Here is a 21240-nt window from a genome sequence, read left to right as displayed (position 1 = left end):
ACTCAAAAGGCTGGACATTCTCCAGATCAAACGGGCATACGCTCGATGACACGCCGCTTCGGCCCCTAGGATTCCCTCTAACACCTCACCGGTCTCATTCGACAGGAACCCCATGAGCGACACTTCCTCCCCCTTCGGCTTCGAGCTCGTGCGGCGTGGTTACGACCGCGGTCAGGTGGACGACCGCATTACCAAGCTCGTCGCCGACCGTGACAGTGCTCTGGCCCGAATCACCTCTCTGGAGAAGCGCATCGAGGAACTCCACCTCGAAACGCAGAACGCCCAGGCGCAGGTCAGCGACGCCGAGCCGTCGTACGCGGGTCTGGGCGCCCGTGTCGAGAAGATCCTCCGGCTGGCCGAGGAGGAGGCGAAGGACCTGCGCGAGGAGGCCCGCCGGGCCGCCGAGCAGCACCGCGAGCTGGCCGAGTCGGCCGCCCAGCAGGTGCGCAACGACGCCGAGTCGTTCGCGGCGGAGCGCAAGGCGAAGGCCGAGGACGAGGGCGTCCGGATCGTCGAGAAGGCGCAGGGCGAGGCCAACTCGCTGCGCGCCGAGGCGCAGAAGGACGCGCAGTCGAAGCGTGAGGAGGCGGACGCCCTCTTCGAGGAGACCCGTGCCAAGGCGGCTCAGGCCGCCGCGGACTTCGAGACCAACCTGGCCAAGCGCCGGGAGCAGTCGGAGCGCGACCTGGCCTCGCGTCAGGCCAAGGCCGAGAAGCGGCTCGCGGAGATCGAGCACCGGGCGGAGCAGCTGCGCCTGGAGGCCGAGAAGCTGCGGACGGACGCGGAGCGCCGGGCCCGCCAGACGGTGGAGACCGCGCAGCGCCAGGCCGAGGACATCGTGGCCGACGCCAACGCCAAGGCGGACCGCATCCGCAGCGAATCGGAGCGCGAGCTGGCGGCGCTGACGAACCGCCGCGACTCGATCAACGCGCAGCTGACCAACGTCCGCGAGATGCTGGCGACCCTGACGGGCGCGGCGGTGGCGGCGGCCGGCTCCCCGGTCGACGACGAGCGGAGCGCGGGCGTCCCGGCCCAGCAGACGCGGTAACGCCCGCCGGTTCCGGTGCGTGAGGACCCCCTGTCACTCCGGTGGCGGGGGGTTTCGCGCGCCCTTAGGTTGGTACGCATGATCGAGGTTGAGGGGCTGACCAAGCGGTACGGGACGAAGACGGCGGTCGACCATCTCTCCTTCCGGGTCCGGCCGGGCATGATCACCGGTTTCCTCGGGCCCAACGGGGCGGGCAAGTCGACGACGATGCGCATGATGCTCGATCTGGACAACCCGACGAGCGGGACGGTCCGGATCGACGGGCGGCACTACCGCGACCTGGACGAGCCGTTGAAGTACATCGGGGCTCTGCTGGACGCCAAGGCGATGCACGGCGGCCGTTCGGCGTACAACAACCTGCTGTGCCTGGCGCAGTCGAACCGCATCCCGGAGCGCCGGGTGGGCGAGGTGCTGGAGCTGGTGGGGCTGACGGCGGTGGCGCGGAAGAAGTCGAAGGGGTTCTCGCTCGGCATGGGGCAGCGCCTCGGCATCGCCTCGGCGCTGCTGGGTGATCCGGAGATCTTGATGTTCGACGAACCCGTCAATGGTCTGGACCCCGAGGGAATTCACTGGATCCGCAATCTCATGAAGGCGCTGGCGTCCGAAGGCCGGACGATCTTCGTTTCCAGTCATCTGATGAGTGAAATGGCGCTGACGGCTGATCATCTGATCGTGATCGGACAGGGCAAGCTGCTGGCCGACACGTCGATGGCGGATTTCATCCAGCGGAATTCGCGGAGTTATGTACGGCTGCGCTCGCCGCAGCGGGAGCGTTTGCGGGACGTCCTGCACGCCCACGGGTTCACCGCCGTCGAGGCGGGCAACGGCAGCCTGGAGGTGGACGGGGCGACGACCGAGCGGCTGGGCGAGCTGGCCGCGGAGAACGGGCTGGTGCTGCACGAGCTGAGTTCCCAACGCGCTTCCCTCGAGGAGGCGTTCATGCGGATGACGGCCGGTGCGGTGGAGTACCACGCGCACGGCACCGACATCCACGGCGGCGCGCTCGCCGCACCGGGGCCCCGCTGGGGCGCGACCTCCGAGGAGGCCTGAACCATGGCAGCGGCATCCGCGGTCCTCCGGTCGGAGTGGACCAAGATCCGGTCGGTGTCGTCGACGGTCTGGACGCTGGCCGCCGCCCTGCTGGTCACGGTGGCGATGAGCGCGGCGCTGTGCGCGCTGATGCGGTCCACCTTCGACGATCTCTCCGAGGTGGAGCGGGCCACCTTCGACCCGACGTTCGTCAGCTTCTCCGGGATGATGCTCGGGCAGCTGGCCATGGTCGTCTTCGGGGTCCTGGTGGTGGGCACCGAGTACTCCTCGGGCATGATCCGCACCTCGCTGGCCGCCGTTCCGCAGCGCGCGGCCTTCCTCTTCTCGAAGATCGCGGTGGCGGGGGCGCTGGCCCTCGCGGTGGGGCTGGCGACCAGCTTCCTCTCCTTCTTCCTCGGCCAGGCGCTGCTCGGGGAGCACCGGACCTCGATCGGTGAGGAGAACGTGCTGCGGGCGGTGGTCGGCGGCGGCCTCTACATGGGGCTGATCGCGATCTTCTCGATGGGGGTGGCGGCGATGCTGCGGTCCTCCATGCTCTCGCTGGGCATCCTGGTGCCGTTCTTCTTCCTGATCTCGCAGATCCTCTCCGCGGTACCGAAGGCCAAGGAGGTGGCCCGCTACTTCCCCGACCAGGCCGGTTCGAAGATCATGCAGGTGGTGCCGGACGCGCTGGGTTCGGAGAAGGCGCCGTACGGTCCCTGGGGCGGGCTCGGGATCATGCTGTTGTGGGTGGCGGCCGCGCTGGTGGGCGGCTGGCTGGTGCTGAGGCGGCGGGACGCCTGAGGCCCGGGGGTTCTCAGGGAGGTCCCTGATCGTTCCCTGAGGTTCTCCTCTCCCTTCACCGGAACCGTCAAGGGCTGGATAAGCTCCTACGTCGTACGGGGAACTCCGGCCGAGCGCGGCCACACCCCGGCATGGACGTGACCGACCTGTCGATGGGGCTGGAAGAATGATCGAGGCGATCGGCCTGACGAAGCGCTACGGCGCCAAGACGGCCGTGTACAACCTGTCGTTCCAGGTGCGGCCCGGTGTGGTCACCGGGTTCCTGGGGCCGAACGGCTCCGGGAAGTCGACGACCATGCGCATGATCCTGGGCCTGGACCGGCCGACGGCGGGCAGCGTCACCATCGGCGGCCACCCCTTCCCGCAGCTGCCGAACGCCCCCCGGCAGGTCGGTGCCCTCCTGGACGCCAAGGCCGTGCACGGCGGGCGGAGCGCGCGCAACCACCTGCTGTCGCTGGCCCAGCTCGCCGGCATCCCGGCCCGGCGGGTCGACGAGGTGCTGGGCGTGGTGGGTCTGCAGGAGGTGGCCAGGCAGCGCTCCAAGGGCTTCTCGCTCGGTATGGGCCAGCGCCTCGGCATCGCGGCGGCCCTCCTCGGTGATCCCGAGGTCCTGCTGTTCGACGAGCCGGTCAACGGCCTGGACCCGGAGGGCATCCTCTGGGTGCGGAACCTGATGAGGAAGCTGGCCTCCGAGGGCCGGACCGTCTTCGTCTCCAGTCACCTCATGAGCGAGATGGCGCTGACGGCCGACCACCTGATCGTGATCGGCCGGGGGCAGCTGCTCGCGGACATGCCGGTGCGGGAGTTCATCGCGGCGAACTCGGCGGGCTTCGCCCGGGTGCGCACTCCCGAGGGCGAGCCGGAGCAGCGGGAGAAGCTGACGGCGGCCCTCACGGAGGCCGGCGGGCAGGTGCTGTCCGAGCCGGACGGGGCGCTGCGGGTGGCGGGCCTGCCCCTGCCCCGGATCAGTGACCTCGCCCACGGGGCGGACGTCCGGCTCTGGGAGCTCTCGCCGCACCAGGCGTCTCTGGAGGAGGCGTACATGCGGCTGACCCAGGGCGCCGTCGACTACCGCTCCACCGACGACCGGCTCGCGCACCTCCAGGCGCCGCCGCAGCCCGGACAGCCGGGGTACGGGCAGCCGCCGCAGCCGGTGATCCCCGAGGTGCCGCAGCAGGGCTGGTACGCCCCGCCGCCGCCCGGACAGAACCCGTACGCCTCCCCGCAGCCGAGCGACACCCCCAAGGACGCCCGATGACCGCCCCCACCCCCTCCCCGGCGCCGCACTCCTACGTCTCCCCCATCCCGGTGCGCCGGGCGCACCTCGGTGACGCCCTCGCCTCCGAGTGGACGAAGATCCGCTCGCTGCGTTCGACGATGTGGACGCTGGGGGTGATGGTGCTGCTGATGCTGGGCGTCGGCACCGGTGTCGCGCTGATCGTGGCGGCCTCGGACTACCCGGCGGAGAACGACGCGGCGCTCGGCCTGGGCTTCTTCGGTCTGCTGCTCGGTTCGATCTGCGTGATGACGCTCGGCGTGCTCACCATCGCCTCCGAGTACGGGACCGGCATGATCCGCACCACGCTGACGGCCTGCCCGAGCCGGGGGCGGGTGCTGCTCGCCAAGGCGATCGTCTTCTTCGCGCTCGTCTTCACGATCACGACCCTGACGGCCACGGTGGTGGCGGTGGTGCAGATCGCCCTGGTGTCCGGGCCCGACCCGACGGCCGACCAGTGGCTGCGGGCCACGGTGGGCGCCGGTCTGTTCCTGGCCCTGACGGGCCTGCTGTCCCTGGCCGTCGGGACGCTGATCCGGCACTCGGCCGGGGCGATCACCATCATGATCGGCGTCCTGCTGATGCCGCTGGTGGCCGCCATGTTCATGATGGCCGAGTCGCTGTCCGGGGTGCGGGACTGGCTGCTCGCCTACGCCCTGCCGAGCCAGATGATCGCCCTGTACTCGTCCGTGCCGGTCGAGGGCGCCTCGGGCCCGACCGGCTGGGACCCGGTGTGGATCATGCTGGTCGTCGCGCTCGGCGCGCTGGGCGGCGCGTTCGCCGTGCTGAACAGCCGGGACGTGTGACCGGGCAGACGAACCGGGACGGGTGACCGGGCTCCGGAGCGGGGCTCAGTACCTCGGAGCGTTGCGGGACCGCTGCACCTTGGTGGTGCGGCGGTCCTTCGCGTTCCAGCAGGCCTTGTGCCAGTGCCGGCGGTCGTCCACTCCCCCGTACTCGGGCCACGCCACGAGGTGCGGGGCGCCGGACGGGATCTCCTGGTCGCAGCCCGGGCAGCGGTACCGCTTGCCGGGGGCGCTGGCGCCGGCGACGAGCCGTACGTACCACTCCTCGCCCTGCCAGGTCTCGGTACGCTGCACACCGCCGTACCGGTTGCCGGGGTCCACCTGCGGCTCGGGCCTGGCACCGCCCCGGGAGCGGTTGTGACGCGGGGACACGGGCACCTCACAGGGTCTGGGGACGACACGGACCGTTCCCCTCAGCCTACGGGCCGCTCCGAGGTGTCCGGTGCCGCGTCCGGCCCGGCTTAGCCGAAAATCGCAAGAACTTCATGAACGGCCGTTGCCTTTGGCACGTGTCAGGCGTTGGTGCCAGTGCGAGGGGGGAGAACCGTAGGGCGCAAGGAGGCAGTTGGCGATGCGCGTGGGTACGTTCGTTCTGGCCGCCCAGTTCCCCGGCCAGGGGCAGGGGGAGGCCCTGCACCGGGCGGTGCGGACCGCCGAGGTGGCCGAGGAGGCGGGGCTCGACTCGGTCTGGCTGGCCGAGCACCACTTCGTACCGTACGGGGTCTGCCCCTCGGCGGTGACCCTGGCGGCCTTTCTGCTCGGCCGGACCCGCCGGCTGCGGATCGGCACGGCGGTGACGGTGCTGCCCACGGCGCACCCCGTGTCCCTGGGCGAGCAGGCCGCGCTGCTGCACCTCACCTCGGGCGGCCGGTTCACGCTGGGCGTGGGGCGGGGCGGACCGTGGGTGGACCTGGAGGTGTTCGGCGCGGGCCTGGACGCCTACGAGCGGGGCTTCCCCGAATCGCTTGACCTGCTGCTGCGCTGGCTCACCGAGCCCCGCGTGGGTGCCACGGGGGAACGGTTCGCCTTCCGCGAGGTGGCGGTGGTGCCCCGCCCCGACGAGCTGATCGAGGGCCCGGCGGCCCCGGAGGTCGTGGTGGCCTGCACCTCTCCCCGGAGCGTCCGCCTGGCCGCGGAGCGCGGGCTGCCGATGCTGCTCGGGATGCACTGCGGGGACGAGGACAAGGCCGAGATGGTCGCGGCGTGGGCGCGCTGCGCCCGGGAGGCCGGACGGAACCCGGACGAGATCGCCCGGATCGCGGACGGCCACGTGTCGGCGGGTGTGGTGCAGCTCGCGGACGGCGGCGCCGACGCGGCGGAGGCCCTGCTGAAGGCGATGCCCGGCTGGCTGAAGCAGGGGCTCGACGCCCACGTCACCGTGGACGGCCGGCACCGCGCGATGCGGGACCCGGTGGCGTACACGGAGCTGCTCTGCGGACTGCACCCGGTGGGCACGCCCCGCTTCGCGGCCGACCGGCTCGCGGCGACCTCCGAGCGCACGGGCATCACCCGCTTCGCCCTCCTCGCGGAGGGCTCCGGCGACCTCGCGGCCACCGAGGAGAACGTACGGCGCCTGGGCACCGAGGTCCTGCCGCTTCTCGCCTGAGACCTGCGTGACGGGTGCCGGACGCGGGCGCGCCGGGACCTTCCGGCGGGGTGCGGCGGCGAGAGGCGACCGGGCCCCGTGACGTACCCGGGGCCGTCGCCCCGCCGGGCCCCCGTGGTGGCGGGCCCGTGAGGGCGGTGGGACCGTGCGCCGCCGCCCCGTCATCCGTGCGCGGCGAGGCGGTGCGCGTCGGCACGCACCGAGCGCGGCTCCCGTGACGCGGAGCGGCAGCACCAGGTCTCAGCAGTCGCGCAGTTCCGGCGACTGGTTGAGCAGCTGCGCCCGTGCGGACGTGAACCGGGCGAGCCGCTCGTCGGTGGACGGGTCCAGCGGGAAGACCGCCACCCGGTGGCAGTTCTGGAATGCGAGACGCACCCCGAAGTGCCGCTGCAGCGCGCCGCGAATGGCATCGCTCGCGAGCGCGCGCAGCAGCTGACCACGTGCCTGCTCATTCGGCGGCGGCGTCTGGTTGTCGGCGAAGTCTCCGCCGTCGACCTTCAGCTGGGCCACCAGAGAACTGATCATCTCCCATGCGTAGGGCAGGGAGGTCCGGACGCAGTCGACGAAGTCGGCTTCGTCGACCTCGCCTCGCTCGGCCTGTTCCAACAGGGCCGGTGAGACGTCGAGCGACATGGGTTCTCCTCTCGCGACCCCGCGGGCGGGGTCTTGCGGGCAGGGGTGAAGGCCGGGTCGGCGCCACGGAGCGTGCACGGTCGACGACCTCCGGCATCCACGGTAAGCGCGCAGTCCTGACCGCACCAGGAGAATGCGAACACAACCGGCCGATATACAACGGGTGTTCGGCGCGTGATGATGCCCGAATCGCGAAGAAGAGGGCCCGTCTTGTAGCGTTGCCCACCATGCGTCTCGTCATTGCCCGCTGCTCCGTGGACTACGCGGGCCGGCTCACGGCCCATCTGCCCTCCGCACCTCGTCTGATCCTGATCAAGGCGGACGGGAGCGTCTCCATCCACGCGGACGACCGGGCGTACAAACCGCTCAACTGGATGTCCCCGCCGTGCACCCTGAAGGAGGGCGCGGACGGTGACGCGGGCGTGTGGACCGTGATCAACAAAGCGGGCGAGAAACTGATCATCACGATGGAGGAAATCCTCCATGACTCCTCGCACGAACTCGGCGTGGACCCCGGTCTGATCAAGGACGGCGTGGAGGCGCACCTCCAGGAGCTCCTCGCCGACCGCATCGAGACCCTCGGCGAGGGCTACACCCTGATCCGCCGCGAGTACCCGACGGCGATCGGCCCGGTGGACATCCTGTGCCGGAACGCCGACGGCGCGACGGTCGCGGTGGAGATCAAGCGGCGCGGCGAGATCGACGGCGTGGAGCAGCTCACCCGCTATCTGGAGCTCCTCAACCGCGACCCGCACCTGGCACCGGTGAAGGGCGTCTTCGCCGCGCAGGAGATCAAGCCGCAGGCGCGGGTCCTCGCGACCGACCGCGGGATCGACTGTGTGGTCCTCGACTACGACGCGCTGCGGGGCATCGAGGACGACAAGCTGCGGCTGTTCTAGCCGCCGGACGGTGTACGGGGACGGCCCCGGGTGCGGTGAACGCGCCCGGGGCCGTCCCCGTTTCCGTACGTCCCTGTCCGACGGCTCAGATCGTGGTGGCCGTCTCCGGAGCGGCGGAGCCTTGGGAGGGGGACGGGACGGCGAGGGAGGACGAGGCCGAGCCGCTGGGGTCCGGAGCCGTCGTCGTGGGAGGCGCGGTGGTCGTCGGCGGGGTCGTGGGCGGCGAGGTCGGCGGCGTCACCGGCGGCGTGGTCGTCTCCGTCGGCCGGGGCTCGCCGGTCACCGTCGGGGCCGTGGTCGTCGGCACCGGGGTGCCGCTGGTCGGCTCGTCGGGCGTCGTCGGCGCGGTGGTGGCGGTCCTGGACGGGGAGGACGGGGAGTCGGACGTGCCGGGTGTCGACGACGAGGAGGACGAGGAGGAAGAGGAGGGCGAGCCGCTCCCCGAGCCGGTCGGGGACGGGCTGCCGGAGCCGGTGGGTGCGCCCGTCTCGCCCGGGACGCCGGTCACCTCGCCCGTCCCGCTCTCGGCGGGCGGTTCCTCCGGGTCGAGACCGTCGTCGGTGGTGCCCGGGGTCGCGCTGCTGTCGGAGGTGACGCGGTCGGTGGCGGGCGTCTCCCCGTCGCCGGAGGTGGCGCCGAGCGTCACGACCGTGCCGAGGACCGCGACGAGGAGCGCTCCGGCGCCGACGGCGACCAGGTTGCGGCGGGCTCCGTCGAGGATGCCGCTGCGCAGTCCGGACCGGCCGGCCGCGGCCGGGGTCCCGCCGGCGGGGGTGGGGCGCTCGTCGCGCGGACCGGGACGGCCCGCGGTTCCGGCCGCCTTGGCGGCGCCGGGGGCGGGGGCGCGGGCCGGACCGCCGGCGAGGTCGGGGAAGTCCGCGAACGCCGGGAGGGCGGCCTTGCCCTGGGGCGGCGTGGCGTCGGCCGGACCGGATGCCGCCGGGGGTACGGGGGCGGGCGCGGGGCCGCGGAGCGCCGGGGTGCCCCGGGGGGGCGAGACGGCCTCGGGAGCCGGCGCGGGGGCGGCGGCGCGGCGGGCGAGGTCGTCCACGAGGGCGAGCGCCCGGCGGCCGGCGACGGTGCCGCGCTTGTCGGCGAGGGCGCCGCGCAGCGCGATGGAGGCCTCCAGTTCGGCGCGGGCCCGCTCCAGGTTGCCGGCGCAGAGCGCGAGCACGCCGAGTTCGTGGTGGAAGTACGCCTCCTCGGCGACGTCCCCGGTGAGGCGAGCCGCCTCCTGCCCGGCGCGCAGGGCCCGCTCCCAGGCGCCCCAGTGGAGCGAGGCGGCGAAGGCGGGGGCGGCGGCGCGGGCCAGGAGCACGGCGGTGGCGCGGTGTTCGGCGTCGGTGCCGGGGAGCAGCGCGGTGAGGGCGGCGAGCAGCGCGTCGGCCTCGGCGGCGGCGCGCTCGGGGGTCACGGAGGGGTGTCCCGCCCACCAGGCGTAGTGCTGGGCGGCGGTGTGGACGCGGTCGGCGGCCCCCGTGCCGTACCCGTGGGCGAGGAGCTGGGCGAGGACGCCCGTGGCGAGCCGGTGGCGCGGGCCGACCGGGGTGAGCAGTCCGCAGGACCGGAGTTCGCCGAGGGCGGCGTCCGCGTGGGTGTCGCCGACCAGGGCCGGCAGGTGCGCCTGGTGCGGGATTTCACCGCCGAGGGCGACGGCGAAGCGGAGGGTGGCCTGGGCGGAGCGGCTGAGCCGGGAGGCGAGCAGGGCGGCCGGGGCCGCGCCCTCGCCGAGGCTGGGCAGCGGTATCTCGCGCAGTTCGACGTCGGCGTCCTCGGGGCCGGCCGGGGAGGCGTCCCCGGCGGGGGCGGACGGGGCGCCGTGCTGCGGCCCGAAGGCTTCTTCGAGGGCGCCGAAGGCGTCGAACTCGGCGGGTGTGACGCGGAGTCGGTCGCGCTGCCGGAGCAGGGCGCCGGCCTGGACGAAGCGGAGCGGGAGGCCCTCGGACTCGAACCAGAGGTCGCCCGCCCAGTTGGCCTCGTCATCGGTGAGGGTGCGGCCGACGGCGCTCTCCAGGAGCTTCAGGGAGGCGGCACGGCCGAGGCCGGTGAGGGCGACCTCCTCGACGTGGGACTCGGCGGAGGGCGCGGGCACGTCGGGCGCGGCGGCGAGGAGGAAGGCGCATTCGGGCGCGGCGGCGAGGAGTTCGTCGAGGGCGGCGCCGCCGAACTCGAGGTCGTCGACGACGACCACGGCGCCGATGTCACGGATCCGGGCGGGGAGTGTGGTCCGGTCGGGCCGCTCGCCGGGGGCGTACCGGACGGCGGCGAAGAGGTCGTGGAGGAGTTCGGTGGCGGTGCGGTGGTGGCCGGAGAGGCGCACGACGCCGTCGGGGGCGAGGTCGGCGCAGTCGGTGGCGACGGCGTCGAGGAGGGTGGTGCGGCCGGAACCGGCGGGGCCGGTCAGACGGGCGGAGCGGCCCCGGCCGAGGATCTCGGCGAGCCGCTCGCGGGTCTCCTGGCGTTCGAGGAGGGGCAGCGGGGGCGCGGCGGGGCCGGGGGGTACGGGCGGGGCTGCGGCGCGGGCGGCCTCGGCGCGCTCCTCGGGGGTGCGGCGGCGGGGTTCGCGGTGTTCCTGGCCGGGCGGGCAGGGCTCGATCTCGCTGCCGTCGACGGGGTTGACGGTGAGGAGCAGGCCGCCGGAGACGATGCGGGTGACGCGGGCCCGGGCGGGCGACGCGGCGGCGCGCTCGGGCAGGGCGGGAGCGGGCGCGGGGCGGGCGTCCCCGGCCGCGGGGTCGTGACCGGAGGCGTCCGGTCCCCGGTGTATCGGGTCCATGGTCAAAGCTCCCAAGAGCGGTGTGCGGAGCCCGCCGGGTGGGTCCGTCGATGTGTGCAGACGGCCGAACCCTAGACGGTCGCGGGGGGCCCGGGAACAGGTGGGGTGCCGCCGAGACCAAGACGTCACGGTCTTGTGAGGATTGAGCGTGACGCCTGGTTCTCACGGCGGCTTCACAGGTGGCGGCCCCGGGACGGCCCGCGGGGGCCGGTCGCCCGGGCCGCTCACACGCGGGGCAGGGACTCCATGGCGAGGCCGCCCTCGATGGCGAGGATGCGGTGGAGCCGGGTGGCGACGAGGAGCCGCTGCATCTGGGGCGGCACGCCGCGCAGGACGAGGCGGCGGCCGCAGCGGCCGGCCCGCCGGTGGGCGCCCATGATGACGCCGAGGCCGGTCGCGTCCCAGGAGTCGAGGCCGGTCAGGTCGAGCACGAGGTCGCCGACGCCGTCGTCGACGGCCGAGTGCAGGACCGTACGGGCGTCCGCCGCGCTGCGGACGTCGAGGCGGCCCCCGACGACCAGCTCGGCGTGGTCGCCCCTGATGTGCATATGCGCTCCCCGAGAGTGCTCCGTCTTCACAACGACTGACTGCCGTATCGGCAGATACGTTGCGCCTTGTCAGCGAACCGGTACCGAAGTTCACCCCACGGAGTGAGGCGGACTGGCGTCACGGGCTCAGTACTTGTAGAAGCCCTGCCCGCTCTTGCGGCCGATGTCACCCGCGTCCACCATCCGGCGCATCAGCTCCGGCGGCGCGAACTTCTCGTCCTGCGTCTCCGTGTAGATGTTGCCGGTGGCGTTGACGAGGATGTCGATGCCGGTGAGGTCGGCGGTGGCGAGCGGGCCCATGGCGTGGCCGAAGCCGAGCTTGCAGGCGATGTCGATGTCCTCGGCGGTGGCGACGCCCGACTCCTGGAGCTTGGCGGCCTCGACGACGAGGGCGGAGATGAGGCGGGTGGTGACGAAGCCGGCCACGTCGCGGTTGACGACGATGCACGTCTTGCCGACCGACTCGGCGAACTCGCGGGCGGCGGCCAGGGTGGCGTCGCTGGTCTTGTAGCCGCGGACGAGCTCGCAGAGCTGCATCATCGGGACCGGGGAGAAGAAGTGCGTGCCGACGACCGCCTCGGGGCGTCCGGTCACCGCGGCGATCTTGGTGATCGGGATGGCGGAGGTGTTGGAGGCGAGGATCGCGCCGTCCTTGGCGATCTTGTCGAGGGAGCGGAAGATCTCGTGCTTGACCTCCAGCTTCTCGAAGACGGCCTCGACCACGACATCGGCGTCGGCGACGGCCTCCAGGTCGGTGGTGGCGGTGATCCGGCCGAGCGCGGCCTCCGCGTCGGCGGCCTCCAGCTTGCCCTTGGCGACGAACCGGTCGTACGACGCCTTGATCCCGTCGGTCCCTCGGGTGAGCGCGGCGTCGGTGACGTCACGCAGGACGACGTCCCAGCCCGCCTGGGCCGATACCTGCGCGATGCCGGACCCCATGAGTCCGGCCCCGATGACGGCGAGCTTCCTGGCCACGATCTTCCACCCCTCAACGCCTGTTCACTTCTGGCTCTCCGGCGGAGATTAGCGGTCGCGGGCCGCCATGTGACCGCTAAGTAATGCGCGTCACGCCCTCTTTGACGGACGTCACACTCGCGACAGGCCGCGGGAACCGCCGAGGGGGACGGCGGCCTCCCGGGAGGGCGCGTCCGCCGTGACGGTGGGCACAGACGCCGTCCGGCGGGCCGGGTCGTCACTACGCTGGGGCCATGGTCAATCTGACGCGCATCTACACCCGCACCGGCGACAAGGGCACCACCGCGCTGGGGGACATGAGCAGGACCGCCAAGACGGATCTGCGGATCGCGGCCTACGCCGACGCCAACGAGGCCAACGCCGTGATCGGTACGGCCGTCGCCCTGGGGCAGCTGGACGAGGAGGTCGTGAAGGTCCTGGTCCGCGTCCAGAACGACCTGTTCGACGTGGGGGCGGACCTCGCCACGCCGGTGGTGGATAACCCGGAGTACCCGCCGCTGCGGGTGGAGCAGGGTTACGTCGACAAGCTGGAGGCGGACTGCGACCGCTTCCTGGAGGACCTGGAGAAGCTGCGCTCCTTCATTCTGCCGGGGGGCACGCCCGGTGCGGCCCTGCTGCACCAGGCGTGCACGGTGGTCCGGCGGGCCGAGCGCTCCACGTGGGCCGCCCTGGAGGTGCACGGCGAGACGATGAACGCGCTGACCGCCACGTACCTCAACCGGCTATCGGACCTGCTGTTCATCCTCGCGCGGACCGCGAACAAGGGGGTCGGGGACGTCCTCTGGGTCCCGGGCGGCGACCGCTGAGCCGTCCCGCGGGGCCTTGCGCGGCCAGACGACGTAGCTGAGGGCGATCAGGCCGTGGATGCCGACCACCCGCCAGGCGGCGGCGATCGAGGCCTCCAGCTTCGAGGTGTCGCCGGCGTCGCCCACGTACCAGACCGCGGCGAGCAGGAGGCCGGCGGCGACGGAGGCCGCCACCACGGAGCCGAGCCAGATCCGCCCCTCGTGGCGGGCGCGCTCCATGCCGTACTGCGGCGGCTTCGGGGGCGGCGGGCCGCCGCCGATGCGGTGGGCGGCGTGGCCGTCGAGCCACTTCACGGTCCGGTGGCCGTGGCCGACGGTGTAGCCGATGTAGAGGGCGGCGAGGCCGTGGCGCCAGCTCGGCTCGGCCCCGCTCTTGAGGTCGACCGCCGTGACGACCAGGAGCAGGACCTCCAGGAGCGGTTCGCACAGCAGCAGCGCCATGCCCAGTTTCGGCTTCTTGAGCAGGTACCGGGCGGAGAGGCCGGCGGCCAGCAGGACCCAGAAGCCCACCTCGCAGACCACGATGAGTGTGACGATCACAGCGGTTCCCCTTTCGCTTCCCTCTCAGCGTCCCGCCCGGCCGGGCCCGGATCGTCGTCGCCGGTGACGAAGTGCGTCTACATCCTTCGGCGGAGGGGCGGATCGGCCCGGGCGTCGAGGCCCCGCGCCCGCGCGGAGTGTTGGATGGGTACGTGACACTCCCCCGCCCCCACCGCCACGACGTGCTGATCGCCGCCGTCGGGTTCTTCGGCGGTCTGCTCCTGTGGTGGTTCGGCCTGTACACCTCCGGTGACCGCCTGCTCGAGCAGCGGTGGGCGGCCCTCGTGCCGCTGGCGGTGATGTCCGGTGCCGAGGCGCTGCGGCGCACCATGCCCCGGACCGCCCTGCTCACCGGCACCCTCGCGATCGTCGCCGACCAGTTCACCAACGGCAGCCTCGCCACGGTCCTGATGTTCACGGACGTGATGTACGCGGCCGTCGTGTACGGACCCCCGGCCTCGGCCCGCCGCATCCCCTACACCACCGGTCTGATCACCGTCGCCCTCACGGTCGTGCTGCTGATCTGGTGGCAGAACGCGGTGGCGCTGCTCGTCGGCGTGCTCACGGGCGGCATCGCCTTCCTGCCGGCCATCACCGGCGCGATCGTCCGCAACCACCGCAACGCGGCGGAGACGGCCCGGCTGCGCGCCGAGCAGACCGCCCTGCTCGCCGAGATGGACCGGGCCCAGGCGGTGGTGGCGGAGCGCGCCCGGATGGCGCGCGAACTGCACGACATGGTGGCGAACCACCTCTCGGCGATCGCGATCCATTCGACGGCGGCGCTCTCCCTGGACGATCCGGGGACGACCCGGCAGGCCCTCACGGTCATCCGGAAGAACAGCGTGGCGGGTCTCGGGGAGATGCGGCGGCTGATCGGCCTGCTCCGGGAGAGCGGCGCGGACACCGAGCCGGCCGCGACGGCGACCCTCGCCGGGCTCGACGCGCTGCTGGCGCAGGCCGGGGCGAACGGGGGGCCGAGCGGCCTGAGCTTCGTCCTGGAGGACGCGCGGGTCGGGGGCGGCGACCTGCCGGTGCCGGTGGAACTGGCGGCGTACCGGATCGTGCAGGAGTCCCTGACGAACGCGCTCAAGCACGCCGCTCCCGGTGAGGTGCGGGTGGCGCTCTCCCGGGAGGACGGGACGCTGACGGTGACGGTGAGCAGTCCCTACGGCGAGCGGCCGGGGCCGACCGCGCCCGGGTCCGGGGCCGGTCTGGTGGGGATGCGGGAACGGGTGGCCCTGCTGGGCGGGGTCTTCGAGGCCGGTCCGGTGCCGGACGGGGAGGGACGGAAACGGTGGCGGGTGCGGGCCGGACTGCCGATGGACACGAGCGGGGAGGAGCGGCGGGCATGACGGTGCGGGTGGTGGTGGCCGAGGACCAGAGCGCGGTACGGGCGGGCCTGGTGCTGATCCTGGGCAGCGCGCCGGACCTGGAGGTGGTCGGCGAGGCCGAGGACGGCGAGCGGGCGGTGGAGCTGGCCCGCGCACTCCGGCCGGACCTGGTCCTGATGGACGTGCAGATGCCGCGGATGGACGGGGTGACGGCGACCCGGCACATCGTCGCGGAGGGTCTGGCCGACGTGCTGGTGCTCACCACCTTCGACCTCGACGCGTACGTGTTCGGGGCGCTGCGGGCGGGGGCGGCGGGGTTCCTGCTGAAGAACGCGGACGCCCGGGAGCTGATCGAGGCGGTACGGACGGTGGCGCGGGGCGAGGGGATGATCGCCCCGGCGGTGACCCGGCGGCTCATCGCGGAGTTCGCGGCCCCGAGCCGGCCGGCGCGGGAGGCGGCGGACCCGGAGGCGTTGGCGTCGCTGACGCCCCGGGAGCGGGAGGTGCTGTCGGCGCTCGGGGAGGGACTGGCGAACGCGGAGATCGCGGTACGGCTCGACATGGCGGAGGCGACGGTGAAGACCCATGTCAGCAAGGTGCTGGGCAAGCTGGGCCTGCGGAGCCGGGTGCAGGCGGCGGTGCTGGCGCGGGAACTGGGCGTCTGAGGTGTTCTGACACACCCACGCCGACGTTGGTCTGGACCTCTTGACGATTGGTCCAGACCTTCCTACGCTCGCGGGGCGCGCGCAACTCTTCCGGACCACCCCCACCACGATCGTCCGCAACTTGAGGAGCACCGTTGAGCACTCAAGCACCGTCGCGCAGAACAGGGTTCAGACACCGGGCCGCCGCCGGCCTGACCGCCCTGGTCCTGCCACTGGCCGCCATGGTCGGCCTCGCCACACCCGCCGAAGCGGCCACCTCCGCCACGGCCACGTACACCAAGACCCAGGACTGGGGCAGCGGTTTCGGCGCGAGCTGGACCATAAAGAACACCGGCACCACCACGCTCACCTCCTGGACCGTCGAGTGGGACTACCCCACCGGCACCTCGGTCACCTCCGCCTGGGACGCCACCGTCACCAACTCGGGCAACCACTGGACCGCCAAGAACGTCGGCTGGAACGGCACCCTCGCCCCCGGCGCCTCGATCTCCTTCGGCTACAACGGCGCCGGTTCCGGCGCCCCCACCGGCTGCAAGATCAACGGAGCGCCCTGCGACGGCACCAGCCAGCCCGGCGACGCCGCGCCCTCCGCCCCCGGCACCCCGGTCGCCTCGAACGTCACCGACACCTCGGTGAAGCTCACCTGGACCGCCGCCACCGACGACAAGGGCGTCAAGAACTACGACGTCCTGCGCGACGGCGCCAAGGTCACCACCACCACGGCCCTGAGCTACACCGACCAGGGCCTGACCGCGGGCACCGACTACAGCTACACCGTCGTCGCCCGCGACAGCGCCGACCAGACCGGCCCGGCCAGCGCCGCCGCGAACGTCCGCACCACCGGTGGGGGCGGCGGCCAGCCCGTGCCCAACGCCGTGAAGATGGGCTACTTCACCAACTGGGGCGTCTACGGGCGCAACTACCACGTGAAGAACATCGTGACCTCGGGCTCCGCCCCGAAGATCACGCACATCAACTACGCCTTCGGCAACGTCACCGGCGGCAAGTGCACCATCGGTGACGCCTACGCCGACTACGACAAGGCCTACACCGCCGACCAGTCCGTCGACGGCGTCGCCGACACCTGGGACCAGCCCCTGCGCGGCAACTTCAACCAGCTCCGCAAGCTGAAGAAGGCCTACCCGCACATCAAGGTCATCTGGTCCTTCGGCGGCTGGACCTGGTCCGGCGGCTTCGGCCAGGCCGTGCAGAACCCCGCCGCCTTCGCCCAGTCCTGCTACGACCTGGTGGAGGACCCCCGCTGGGCCGACGTCTTCGACGGCATCGACCTCGACTGGGAGTACCCGAACGCCTGCGGCCTGACCTGCGACACCAGCGGCCCCGCCGCCTTCAAGAACATGATGCAGGCCATGCGCGCCAAGTTCGGCCCGAACAACCTCGTCACCGCGGCCGTCACCGCCGACGCCTCCGCCGGCGGCAAGATCGACGCCGCCGACTACGCGGGCGCCGCGCCGTACTACGACTGGCTGAACGTGATGACGTACGACTTCTTCGGCGCCTGGGCGGCGAAGGGCCCGACGGCCCCGCACTCCCCGCTCACCTCGTACGCCGGCATCCCCCAGGCGGGCTTCAACTCCGCCGAGGCGATCGCCAAGTTCAAGGCGAAGGGCGTCCCCGCCAACAAGCTGCTGCTCGGCATCGGCTTCTACGGCCGCGGCTGGACCGGGGTCACCCAGTCCGCGCCCGGCGGCACCGCGACCGGCCCGGCGGCCGGCACGTACGAGCAGGGCATCGAGGACTACAAGATCCTCAAGGCCTCCTGCCCCGCCACCGGCACCGTCGCGGGCACGGCCTACGCCCACTGCGGCACCAACTGGTGGAGCTACGACACCCCCGCCACCGTCACCTCCAAGATGAGCTGGGCCAAGAACCAGGGCCTCGGCGGAGCCTTCTTCTGGGAGTTCAGCGGTGACACCACCAACGGCGAGCTCGTCGGCGCGATCAACAGCGGCCTGAACTAGCCGCCGCACGACGAAGCGGGGGACGGCGCAGCACGCCGTCCCCCGCTTCACGTGTTCCTGGTACTCCTAGGCCACGTTCACCCTCTGGCCGGGAGGCGCCGCCTCCAGCCAGGCCATGAATCCGGTCCTGGCGTCCTCGCTCATCGCGAGCTCGAGCCGCACGCCCTCGTACATGCACGGCTGGATCACCGCGTCGGAGAGCAGCGCGAGCTCCTCCTCGCCCTCCGGCGTCCGGCGCTCCAGGGCCACGATGGCCGAGCGCTCCAGGACCCGGCGCGGGCGGGGGGCGTACGAGAAGACACGGAACCAGGCGATCTCGTCACCGCTGTAGCGGGCGACGCCGTACACCCAGCCCTTGCCGGTCGAGTCCGGCTCGTCCGGGACGTTCCACCGCAGGGAACAGTCGAAGGTGCCGCCGGCCCGCTGGATCAGCCTGCGACGCAGGCCGAAGACGAACAGCCCGATCACCACCAGTGCGACGACCAGGCCGCACACGAGCAGAGCGAGGAACATCTTCACCGACCTCCTCGCTGCGTCCCGTAGCCGGCGCCGCCGGCCGAACCGAATACAACCTGCATCTGCATCGCCTCAGCCGCGGCACGGTCTGGAACATTCCAGCCGTGCCGCGGCTGAGGGCACTACTCTCGGCGCGGACCGTCAGCGGGCCGCTACCGCTCGCAGCCGTACCTCGGCGCGCCGCTCGGCGGCGGCGTCCGAATCCGACTTCGCCCGCTCCAGCGCGCGCTCGGCACGCTGGGCGTCGATCTCGTCCGCCAGCTCGGCGATCTCCGCGAGCAGAGACAGCTTGTCGTCGGCGAAGGAGATGAATCCGCCGTGCACGGCCGCGACGACGGTCGCGCCCTCGCTCGTACGGATGGTCACCGGGCCCGACTCCAGCACACCGAGCAGCGGCTGGTGGCCGGGCATGACGCCGATGTCGCCGGAGGTGGTACGCGCGATGACCAGGGTGGCCTCGCCGGACCAGACACTCCGGTCCGCGGCGACCAGCTCGACGTGCAGCTCAGCAGCCAAGGGTGGCTCCTCGGGTCACCACCCGGCGGTCGTGCCGGGTGTTGGGGTCAATTCTAGTGGGCGTGGAGAGGGGGCGGGACGGATCCCGCCCCCTCAGGCGAGCACGGGGCTCAGGAGACGCCGAGCTCCTTGGCGTTCTTCTTGAGGTCCTCGAGACCACCACACATGAAGAAGGCCTGCTCCGGGAAGTGGTCGTACTCACCGTCGCAGATCGCGTTGAACGCGGCGATCGACTCGTCGAGCGGAACGTCCGAACCGTCCACACCGGTGAACTGCTTCGCCGCGTGGGTGTTCTGGGACAGGAAGCGCTCGACACGGCGGGCGCGGTGGACAACGAGCTTGTCCTCCTCGCTCAGCTCGTCGATACCGAGGATCGCGATGATGTCCTGGAGGTCCTTGTACTTCTGCAGGATGCCCTTGACCCGCATGGCGGTGTCGTAGTGGTCCTGCGCGATGTAGCGCGGGTCCAGGATCCGGGACGTGGAGTCCAGCGGGTCCACGGCCGGGTAGATGCCCTTCTCGGAGATCGGACGGGAGAGAACCGTCGTCGCGTCGAGGTGGGCGAAGGTGGTCGCCGGCGCCGGGTCGGTGAGGTCGTCGGCGGGGACGTAGATCGCCTGCATCGAGGTGATCGAGTGACCACGGGTCGAGGTGATGCGCTCCTGGAGGAGACCCATCTCGTCGGCCAGGTTCGGCTGGTAACCCACCGCGGAGGGCATACGGCCGAGCAGGGTCGACACCTCGGAACCGGCCTGCGTGAAGCGGAAGATGTTGTCGATGAAGAACAGCACGTCCTGCTTCTGCACATCGCGGAAGTACTCCGCCATGGTCAGACCGGCCAGGGCCACGCGCAGACGGGTGCCCGGGGGCTCGTCCATCTGGCCGAAGACCAGCGCGGTCTTGTCGAGAACGCCGGCCTCCTCCATCTCGACCATGAGGTCGTTGCCCTCACGGGTGCGCTCGCCGACGCCCGCGAAGACCGACACACCCTCGTGCAGCTTCGCCACACGCATGATCATTTCCTGGATCAGAACGGTCTTGCCGACACCGGCGCCACCGAACAGACCGATCTTTCCACCCTTGACGTACGGGGTGAGAAGGTCGACGACCTTCAGGCCGGTCTCGAACATCTCGGTCTTGGACTCGAGCTGGTCGAAGGCCGGGGCCTTGCGGTGGATCGCCCAGCGCTCGGCGCTCGCGACCGTGGACGGGTCCTCGTTCAGGACCTCGCCCAGGGTGTTGAACACCTTGCCCTTGGTGACGTCACCGACGGGCACGGTGATGGCCTTGCCCGTGTCGGTCACCGGGGCCTGGCGGACCAGACCGTCGGTGGGCTGCATCGAGATGGTGCGGACCATGCCGTCACCGAGGTGCTGCGCGACCTCGAGGGTCAGCGTCTTGGTGCCCTCACCGGACGGGTCCGGTACCTGGACGTTCAGCGCGTTGTAGATCTCCGGCATCGCGTCGACGGGGAACTCCACGTCGACGACCGGGCCGATGACCCGGGCGACGCGGCCCGTGGCGGCGGCCGTCTCAACAGTGGTCGTCATTACTTGTCACTCCCCGCGGTCGCGTCGGCCAGGGCTGCGGTGCCACCGACGATCTCGCTGATTTCCTGGGTGATGTCGGCCTGGCGGGCCGCGTTGGCAAGTCGGGTGAGGTTGGTGATCAGCTCACCCGCGTTGTCGGTCGCCGACTTCATCGCGCGCCGCGTGGCGGCGTGCTTGGAAGCCGAGGACTGAAGCAGCGCGTTGTAGATCCGGCTCTCGACGTAGCGCGGCAGAAGGGCGTCGAGGACGTCCTCCGCCGACGGCTCGAAGTCGTACAGCGGACGAAGGGTGTCCTGCTGGCCGGCCTCCTTCGCCACCTCGTCGAGGCTGAGGGGCAGCAGCCGGGCCTCGACCGCCGTCTGCGTCATCATCGAGACGAACTCGGTGTAGACGATGTGGAGCTCGTCCACGCCGCCCTCGGCCGTGTCCTTCTCGATCGCCTCGATCAGCGGTTCGCCGATCTTCTTGGCGTCCGCGTAGGTCGGCTCGTCCGTGAAGCCGGTCCACGAGTCGGACAGCTTGCGCTCACGGAAGTTGAAGTGTGCGACGCCACGGCGGCCGACCACGTAGATGTCGACCTCCTTGCCCTCGCCCTCCAGCTTCCGGATGAGCTGCTCCGCCGCCTTGATGGCGTTGGAGTTGAAGGCGCCGGCCAGACCGCGGTCGCTCGTGAGGAGCAGGACCGCGGCGCGGGTCGGGTTCTCCGCCTCGGTGGTCAGCGGGTGCTTGTCGTTGGCGCCCGTGGCCACCGCGGTCACCGCGCGGGTGAGCTCGGTGGCGTACGGGGTCGACGCCTGCACCTTGCGCTGCGCCTTGACGACGCGCGAGGCGGCGATCATCTCCATCGCCTTGGTGATCTTCTTCGTCGCGGTGACGGATTTGATGCGACGCTTGTAGACCCGGAGCTGCGCTCCCATGAGTCAGGTCCCTTCCG

The 21240-nt window shown here is 71.9% G+C and carries 21 protein-coding genes; 11 read left to right on the top strand and 10 right to left on the bottom strand.

Annotated features, from left to right (window positions below; genetic code table 11):
• The first annotated feature begins 112 nt into the window (after nucleotides 1-112).
• From ABTY40_RS15165 to ABTY40_RS15145, 5 genes are all read left to right on the top strand, one after another.
• On the top strand, nucleotides 113-1048 hold the full coding sequence (locus ABTY40_RS15165) for a coiled-coil domain-containing protein (protein ID WP_345285510.1): 936 nt from the start codon (nucleotides 113-115) through the stop codon (nucleotides 1046-1048).
• Between the two features lie 78 nt (nucleotides 1049-1126).
• Nucleotides 1127-2098, top strand: a complete 972-nt coding sequence (locus tag ABTY40_RS15160; protein ID WP_352059886.1) for an ATP-binding cassette domain-containing protein — start codon at nucleotides 1127-1129, stop codon at nucleotides 2096-2098.
• Nucleotides 2099-2101: 3 nt separating this feature from the next.
• Nucleotides 2102-2881, top strand: coding sequence for an ABC transporter permease (locus tag ABTY40_RS15155; protein ID WP_352059885.1), 780 nt, complete (start codon nucleotides 2102-2104; stop codon nucleotides 2879-2881).
• A 166-nt stretch (nucleotides 2882-3047) separates the two neighbouring features.
• Entirely contained in the window at nucleotides 3048-4139 is a 1092-nt protein-coding gene (locus ABTY40_RS15150; RefSeq protein ID WP_352059884.1) for an ATP-binding cassette domain-containing protein, read from the top strand.
• Complete coding sequence (locus ABTY40_RS15145) at nucleotides 4136-4963, top strand: ABC transporter permease (RefSeq protein WP_352059883.1); 828 nt, start codon at nucleotides 4136-4138, stop codon at nucleotides 4961-4963. The genes ABTY40_RS15150 and ABTY40_RS15145 overlap by 4 nt, the downstream gene beginning before the upstream one ends.
• 45 nt (nucleotides 4964-5008) lie before the next feature.
• Here ABTY40_RS15145 and ABTY40_RS15140 read toward each other — a convergent pair whose 3' ends face one another.
• Nucleotides 5009-5335 (bottom strand): Rv1322 family protein, encoded by a 327-nt coding sequence (locus ABTY40_RS15140; RefSeq protein ID WP_345285520.1) that lies wholly within the window; start codon nucleotides 5333-5335, stop codon nucleotides 5009-5011.
• Between the two features lie 199 nt (nucleotides 5336-5534).
• Between ABTY40_RS15140 and ABTY40_RS15135 the strand changes: the two genes are divergently transcribed.
• Nucleotides 5535-6569, top strand: a complete 1035-nt coding sequence (locus ABTY40_RS15135; protein ID WP_352059882.1) for an LLM class flavin-dependent oxidoreductase — start codon at nucleotides 5535-5537, stop codon at nucleotides 6567-6569.
• A gap of 240 nt (nucleotides 6570-6809) precedes the next feature.
• On the opposite strand, the gene ABTY40_RS15130 is transcribed toward ABTY40_RS15135, so the two are convergent.
• Complete coding sequence (locus ABTY40_RS15130) at nucleotides 6810-7202, bottom strand: SCO5389 family protein (RefSeq protein WP_345285523.1); 393 nt, start codon at nucleotides 7200-7202, stop codon at nucleotides 6810-6812.
• A gap of 227 nt (nucleotides 7203-7429) precedes the next feature.
• Here ABTY40_RS15130 and nucS point away from each other — a divergent pair, with 227 nt between their 5' ends.
• On the top strand, nucleotides 7430-8101 hold the full coding sequence (nucS, locus tag ABTY40_RS15125) for an endonuclease NucS (protein WP_309050265.1): 672 nt from the start codon (nucleotides 7430-7432) through the stop codon (nucleotides 8099-8101).
• An 85-nt stretch (nucleotides 8102-8186) separates the two neighbouring features.
• Here nucS and ABTY40_RS15120 read toward each other — a convergent pair whose 3' ends face one another.
• The 3 genes from ABTY40_RS15120 to ABTY40_RS15110 form a co-directional block, all read right to left on the bottom strand.
• The gene (locus tag ABTY40_RS15120; protein WP_352059881.1) at nucleotides 8187-10877 is read right to left on the bottom strand and encodes an ATP-binding protein; all 2691 of its coding nucleotides are present in this window, start codon (nucleotides 10875-10877) and stop codon (nucleotides 8187-8189) included.
• A gap of 224 nt (nucleotides 10878-11101) precedes the next feature.
• On the bottom strand, nucleotides 11102-11425 hold the full coding sequence (locus ABTY40_RS15115; protein WP_309050267.1) for an STAS domain-containing protein: 324 nt from the start codon (nucleotides 11423-11425) through the stop codon (nucleotides 11102-11104).
• Nucleotides 11426-11551: 126 nt separating this feature from the next.
• A complete protein-coding gene (locus ABTY40_RS15110) occupies nucleotides 11552-12400 on the bottom strand; it encodes a 3-hydroxyacyl-CoA dehydrogenase family protein (protein WP_352059880.1) in 849 nt (282 codons plus the stop codon).
• A gap of 233 nt (nucleotides 12401-12633) precedes the next feature.
• Here ABTY40_RS15110 and ABTY40_RS15105 point away from each other — a divergent pair, with 233 nt between their 5' ends.
• Entirely contained in the window at nucleotides 12634-13206 is a 573-nt protein-coding gene (locus tag ABTY40_RS15105; RefSeq protein WP_352059879.1) for a cob(I)yrinic acid a,c-diamide adenosyltransferase, read from the top strand.
• Here ABTY40_RS15105 and ABTY40_RS15100 read toward each other — a convergent pair.
• Nucleotides 13123-13746 carry a hypothetical protein gene (locus ABTY40_RS15100; protein ID WP_352059878.1) on the bottom strand — a complete coding sequence of 208 codons (624 nt, stop codon included), beginning with the start codon at nucleotides 13744-13746 and terminating at the stop codon, nucleotides 13123-13125. The genes ABTY40_RS15105 and ABTY40_RS15100 overlap by 84 nt on opposite strands.
• Nucleotides 13747-13898: 152 nt before the next feature.
• On the opposite strand from ABTY40_RS15100, the gene ABTY40_RS15095 reads away from it, so the two are divergent.
• From ABTY40_RS15095 to ABTY40_RS15085, 3 genes are all read left to right on the top strand, one after another.
• Nucleotides 13899-15098, top strand: a complete 1200-nt coding sequence (locus ABTY40_RS15095) for a sensor histidine kinase (RefSeq protein ID WP_352059877.1) — start codon at nucleotides 13899-13901, stop codon at nucleotides 15096-15098.
• The gene (locus tag ABTY40_RS15090; protein ID WP_352059876.1) at nucleotides 15095-15742 is read left to right on the top strand and encodes a response regulator; all 648 of its coding nucleotides are present in this window, start codon (nucleotides 15095-15097) and stop codon (nucleotides 15740-15742) included. The genes ABTY40_RS15095 and ABTY40_RS15090 overlap by 4 nt, the downstream gene beginning before the upstream one ends.
• Before the next feature lie 134 nt (nucleotides 15743-15876).
• Complete coding sequence (locus ABTY40_RS15085; RefSeq protein WP_502990587.1) at nucleotides 15877-17724, top strand: glycosyl hydrolase family 18 protein; 1848 nt, start codon at nucleotides 15877-15879, stop codon at nucleotides 17722-17724.
• A gap of 66 nt (nucleotides 17725-17790) precedes the next feature.
• Here ABTY40_RS15085 and ABTY40_RS15080 read toward each other — a convergent pair whose 3' ends face one another.
• The 4 genes from ABTY40_RS15080 to ABTY40_RS15065 all read right to left on the bottom strand — a co-directional run bounded on the left by ABTY40_RS15080 (nucleotide 17791) and on the right by ABTY40_RS15065 (nucleotide 21223).
• The gene (locus ABTY40_RS15080) at nucleotides 17791-18237 is read right to left on the bottom strand and encodes a DUF2550 domain-containing protein (protein WP_345285539.1); all 447 of its coding nucleotides are present in this window, start codon (nucleotides 18235-18237) and stop codon (nucleotides 17791-17793) included.
• A 144-nt stretch (nucleotides 18238-18381) separates the two neighbouring features.
• A complete protein-coding gene (locus tag ABTY40_RS15075; RefSeq protein WP_309052213.1) occupies nucleotides 18382-18756 on the bottom strand; it encodes a F0F1 ATP synthase subunit epsilon in 375 nt (124 codons plus the stop codon).
• Between the two features lie 110 nt (nucleotides 18757-18866).
• The gene (gene atpD / locus ABTY40_RS15070) at nucleotides 18867-20306 is read right to left on the bottom strand and encodes a F0F1 ATP synthase subunit beta (RefSeq protein ID WP_352059875.1); all 1440 of its coding nucleotides are present in this window, start codon (nucleotides 20304-20306) and stop codon (nucleotides 18867-18869) included.
• Nucleotides 20306-21223 carry a F0F1 ATP synthase subunit gamma gene (locus ABTY40_RS15065; RefSeq protein WP_352059874.1) on the bottom strand — a complete coding sequence of 306 codons (918 nt, stop codon included), beginning with the start codon at nucleotides 21221-21223 and terminating at the stop codon, nucleotides 20306-20308. Before ABTY40_RS15065 ends, atpD begins: the two co-directional genes overlap by 1 nt.
• Nucleotides 21224-21240 lie beyond the last annotated feature (17 nt).

The sequence above is a fragment of the Streptomyces sp. NPDC126503 genome (assembly GCF_040302405.1).
In the GTDB taxonomy this organism is placed as follows: domain Bacteria; phylum Actinomycetota; class Actinomycetes; order Streptomycetales; family Streptomycetaceae; genus Streptomyces; species Streptomyces gulbargensis.
Note: the sequence above shows the minus strand (reverse complement) of the source record. Positions and strands in the feature narration are given on the sequence as shown.

Coding starts and splice junctions, on each gene's coding strand:
- ABTY40_RS15130 (WP_345285523.1), bottom strand. CDS start 7,202: ATGTCGCTCGACGTCTCACCGGCCCTGTTGGAACAGGCCGAGCGAGGC.
- ABTY40_RS15080 (WP_345285539.1), bottom strand. CDS start 18,237: ATGTTCCTCGCTCTGCTCGTGTGCGGCCTGGTCGTCGCACTGGTGGTG.
- ABTY40_RS15145 (WP_352059883.1), top strand. CDS start 4,136: ATGACCGCCCCCACCCCCTCCCCGGCGCCGCACTCCTACGTCTCCCCC.
- ABTY40_RS15090 (WP_352059876.1), top strand. CDS start 15,095: ATGACGGTGCGGGTGGTGGTGGCCGAGGACCAGAGCGCGGTACGGGCG.
- atpD (WP_352059875.1), bottom strand. CDS start 20,306: ATGACGACCACTGTTGAGACGGCCGCCGCCACGGGCCGCGTCGCCCGG.
- ABTY40_RS15065 (WP_352059874.1), bottom strand. CDS start 21,223: ATGGGAGCGCAGCTCCGGGTCTACAAGCGTCGCATCAAATCCGTCACC.
- ABTY40_RS15120 (WP_352059881.1), bottom strand. CDS start 10,877: ATGGACCCGATACACCGGGGACCGGACGCCTCCGGTCACGACCCCGCG.
- ABTY40_RS15150 (WP_352059884.1), top strand. CDS start 3,048: ATGATCGAGGCGATCGGCCTGACGAAGCGCTACGGCGCCAAGACGGCC.
- ABTY40_RS15105 (WP_352059879.1), top strand. CDS start 12,634: ATGGTCAATCTGACGCGCATCTACACCCGCACCGGCGACAAGGGCACC.
- nucS (WP_309050265.1), top strand. CDS start 7,430: ATGCGTCTCGTCATTGCCCGCTGCTCCGTGGACTACGCGGGCCGGCTC.
- ABTY40_RS15165 (WP_345285510.1), top strand. CDS start 113: ATGAGCGACACTTCCTCCCCCTTCGGCTTCGAGCTCGTGCGGCGTGGT.
- ABTY40_RS15160 (WP_352059886.1), top strand. CDS start 1,127: ATGATCGAGGTTGAGGGGCTGACCAAGCGGTACGGGACGAAGACGGCG.
- ABTY40_RS15155 (WP_352059885.1), top strand. CDS start 2,102: ATGGCAGCGGCATCCGCGGTCCTCCGGTCGGAGTGGACCAAGATCCGG.
- ABTY40_RS15135 (WP_352059882.1), top strand. CDS start 5,535: ATGCGCGTGGGTACGTTCGTTCTGGCCGCCCAGTTCCCCGGCCAGGGG.
- ABTY40_RS15115 (WP_309050267.1), bottom strand. CDS start 11,425: ATGCACATCAGGGGCGACCACGCCGAGCTGGTCGTCGGGGGCCGCCTC.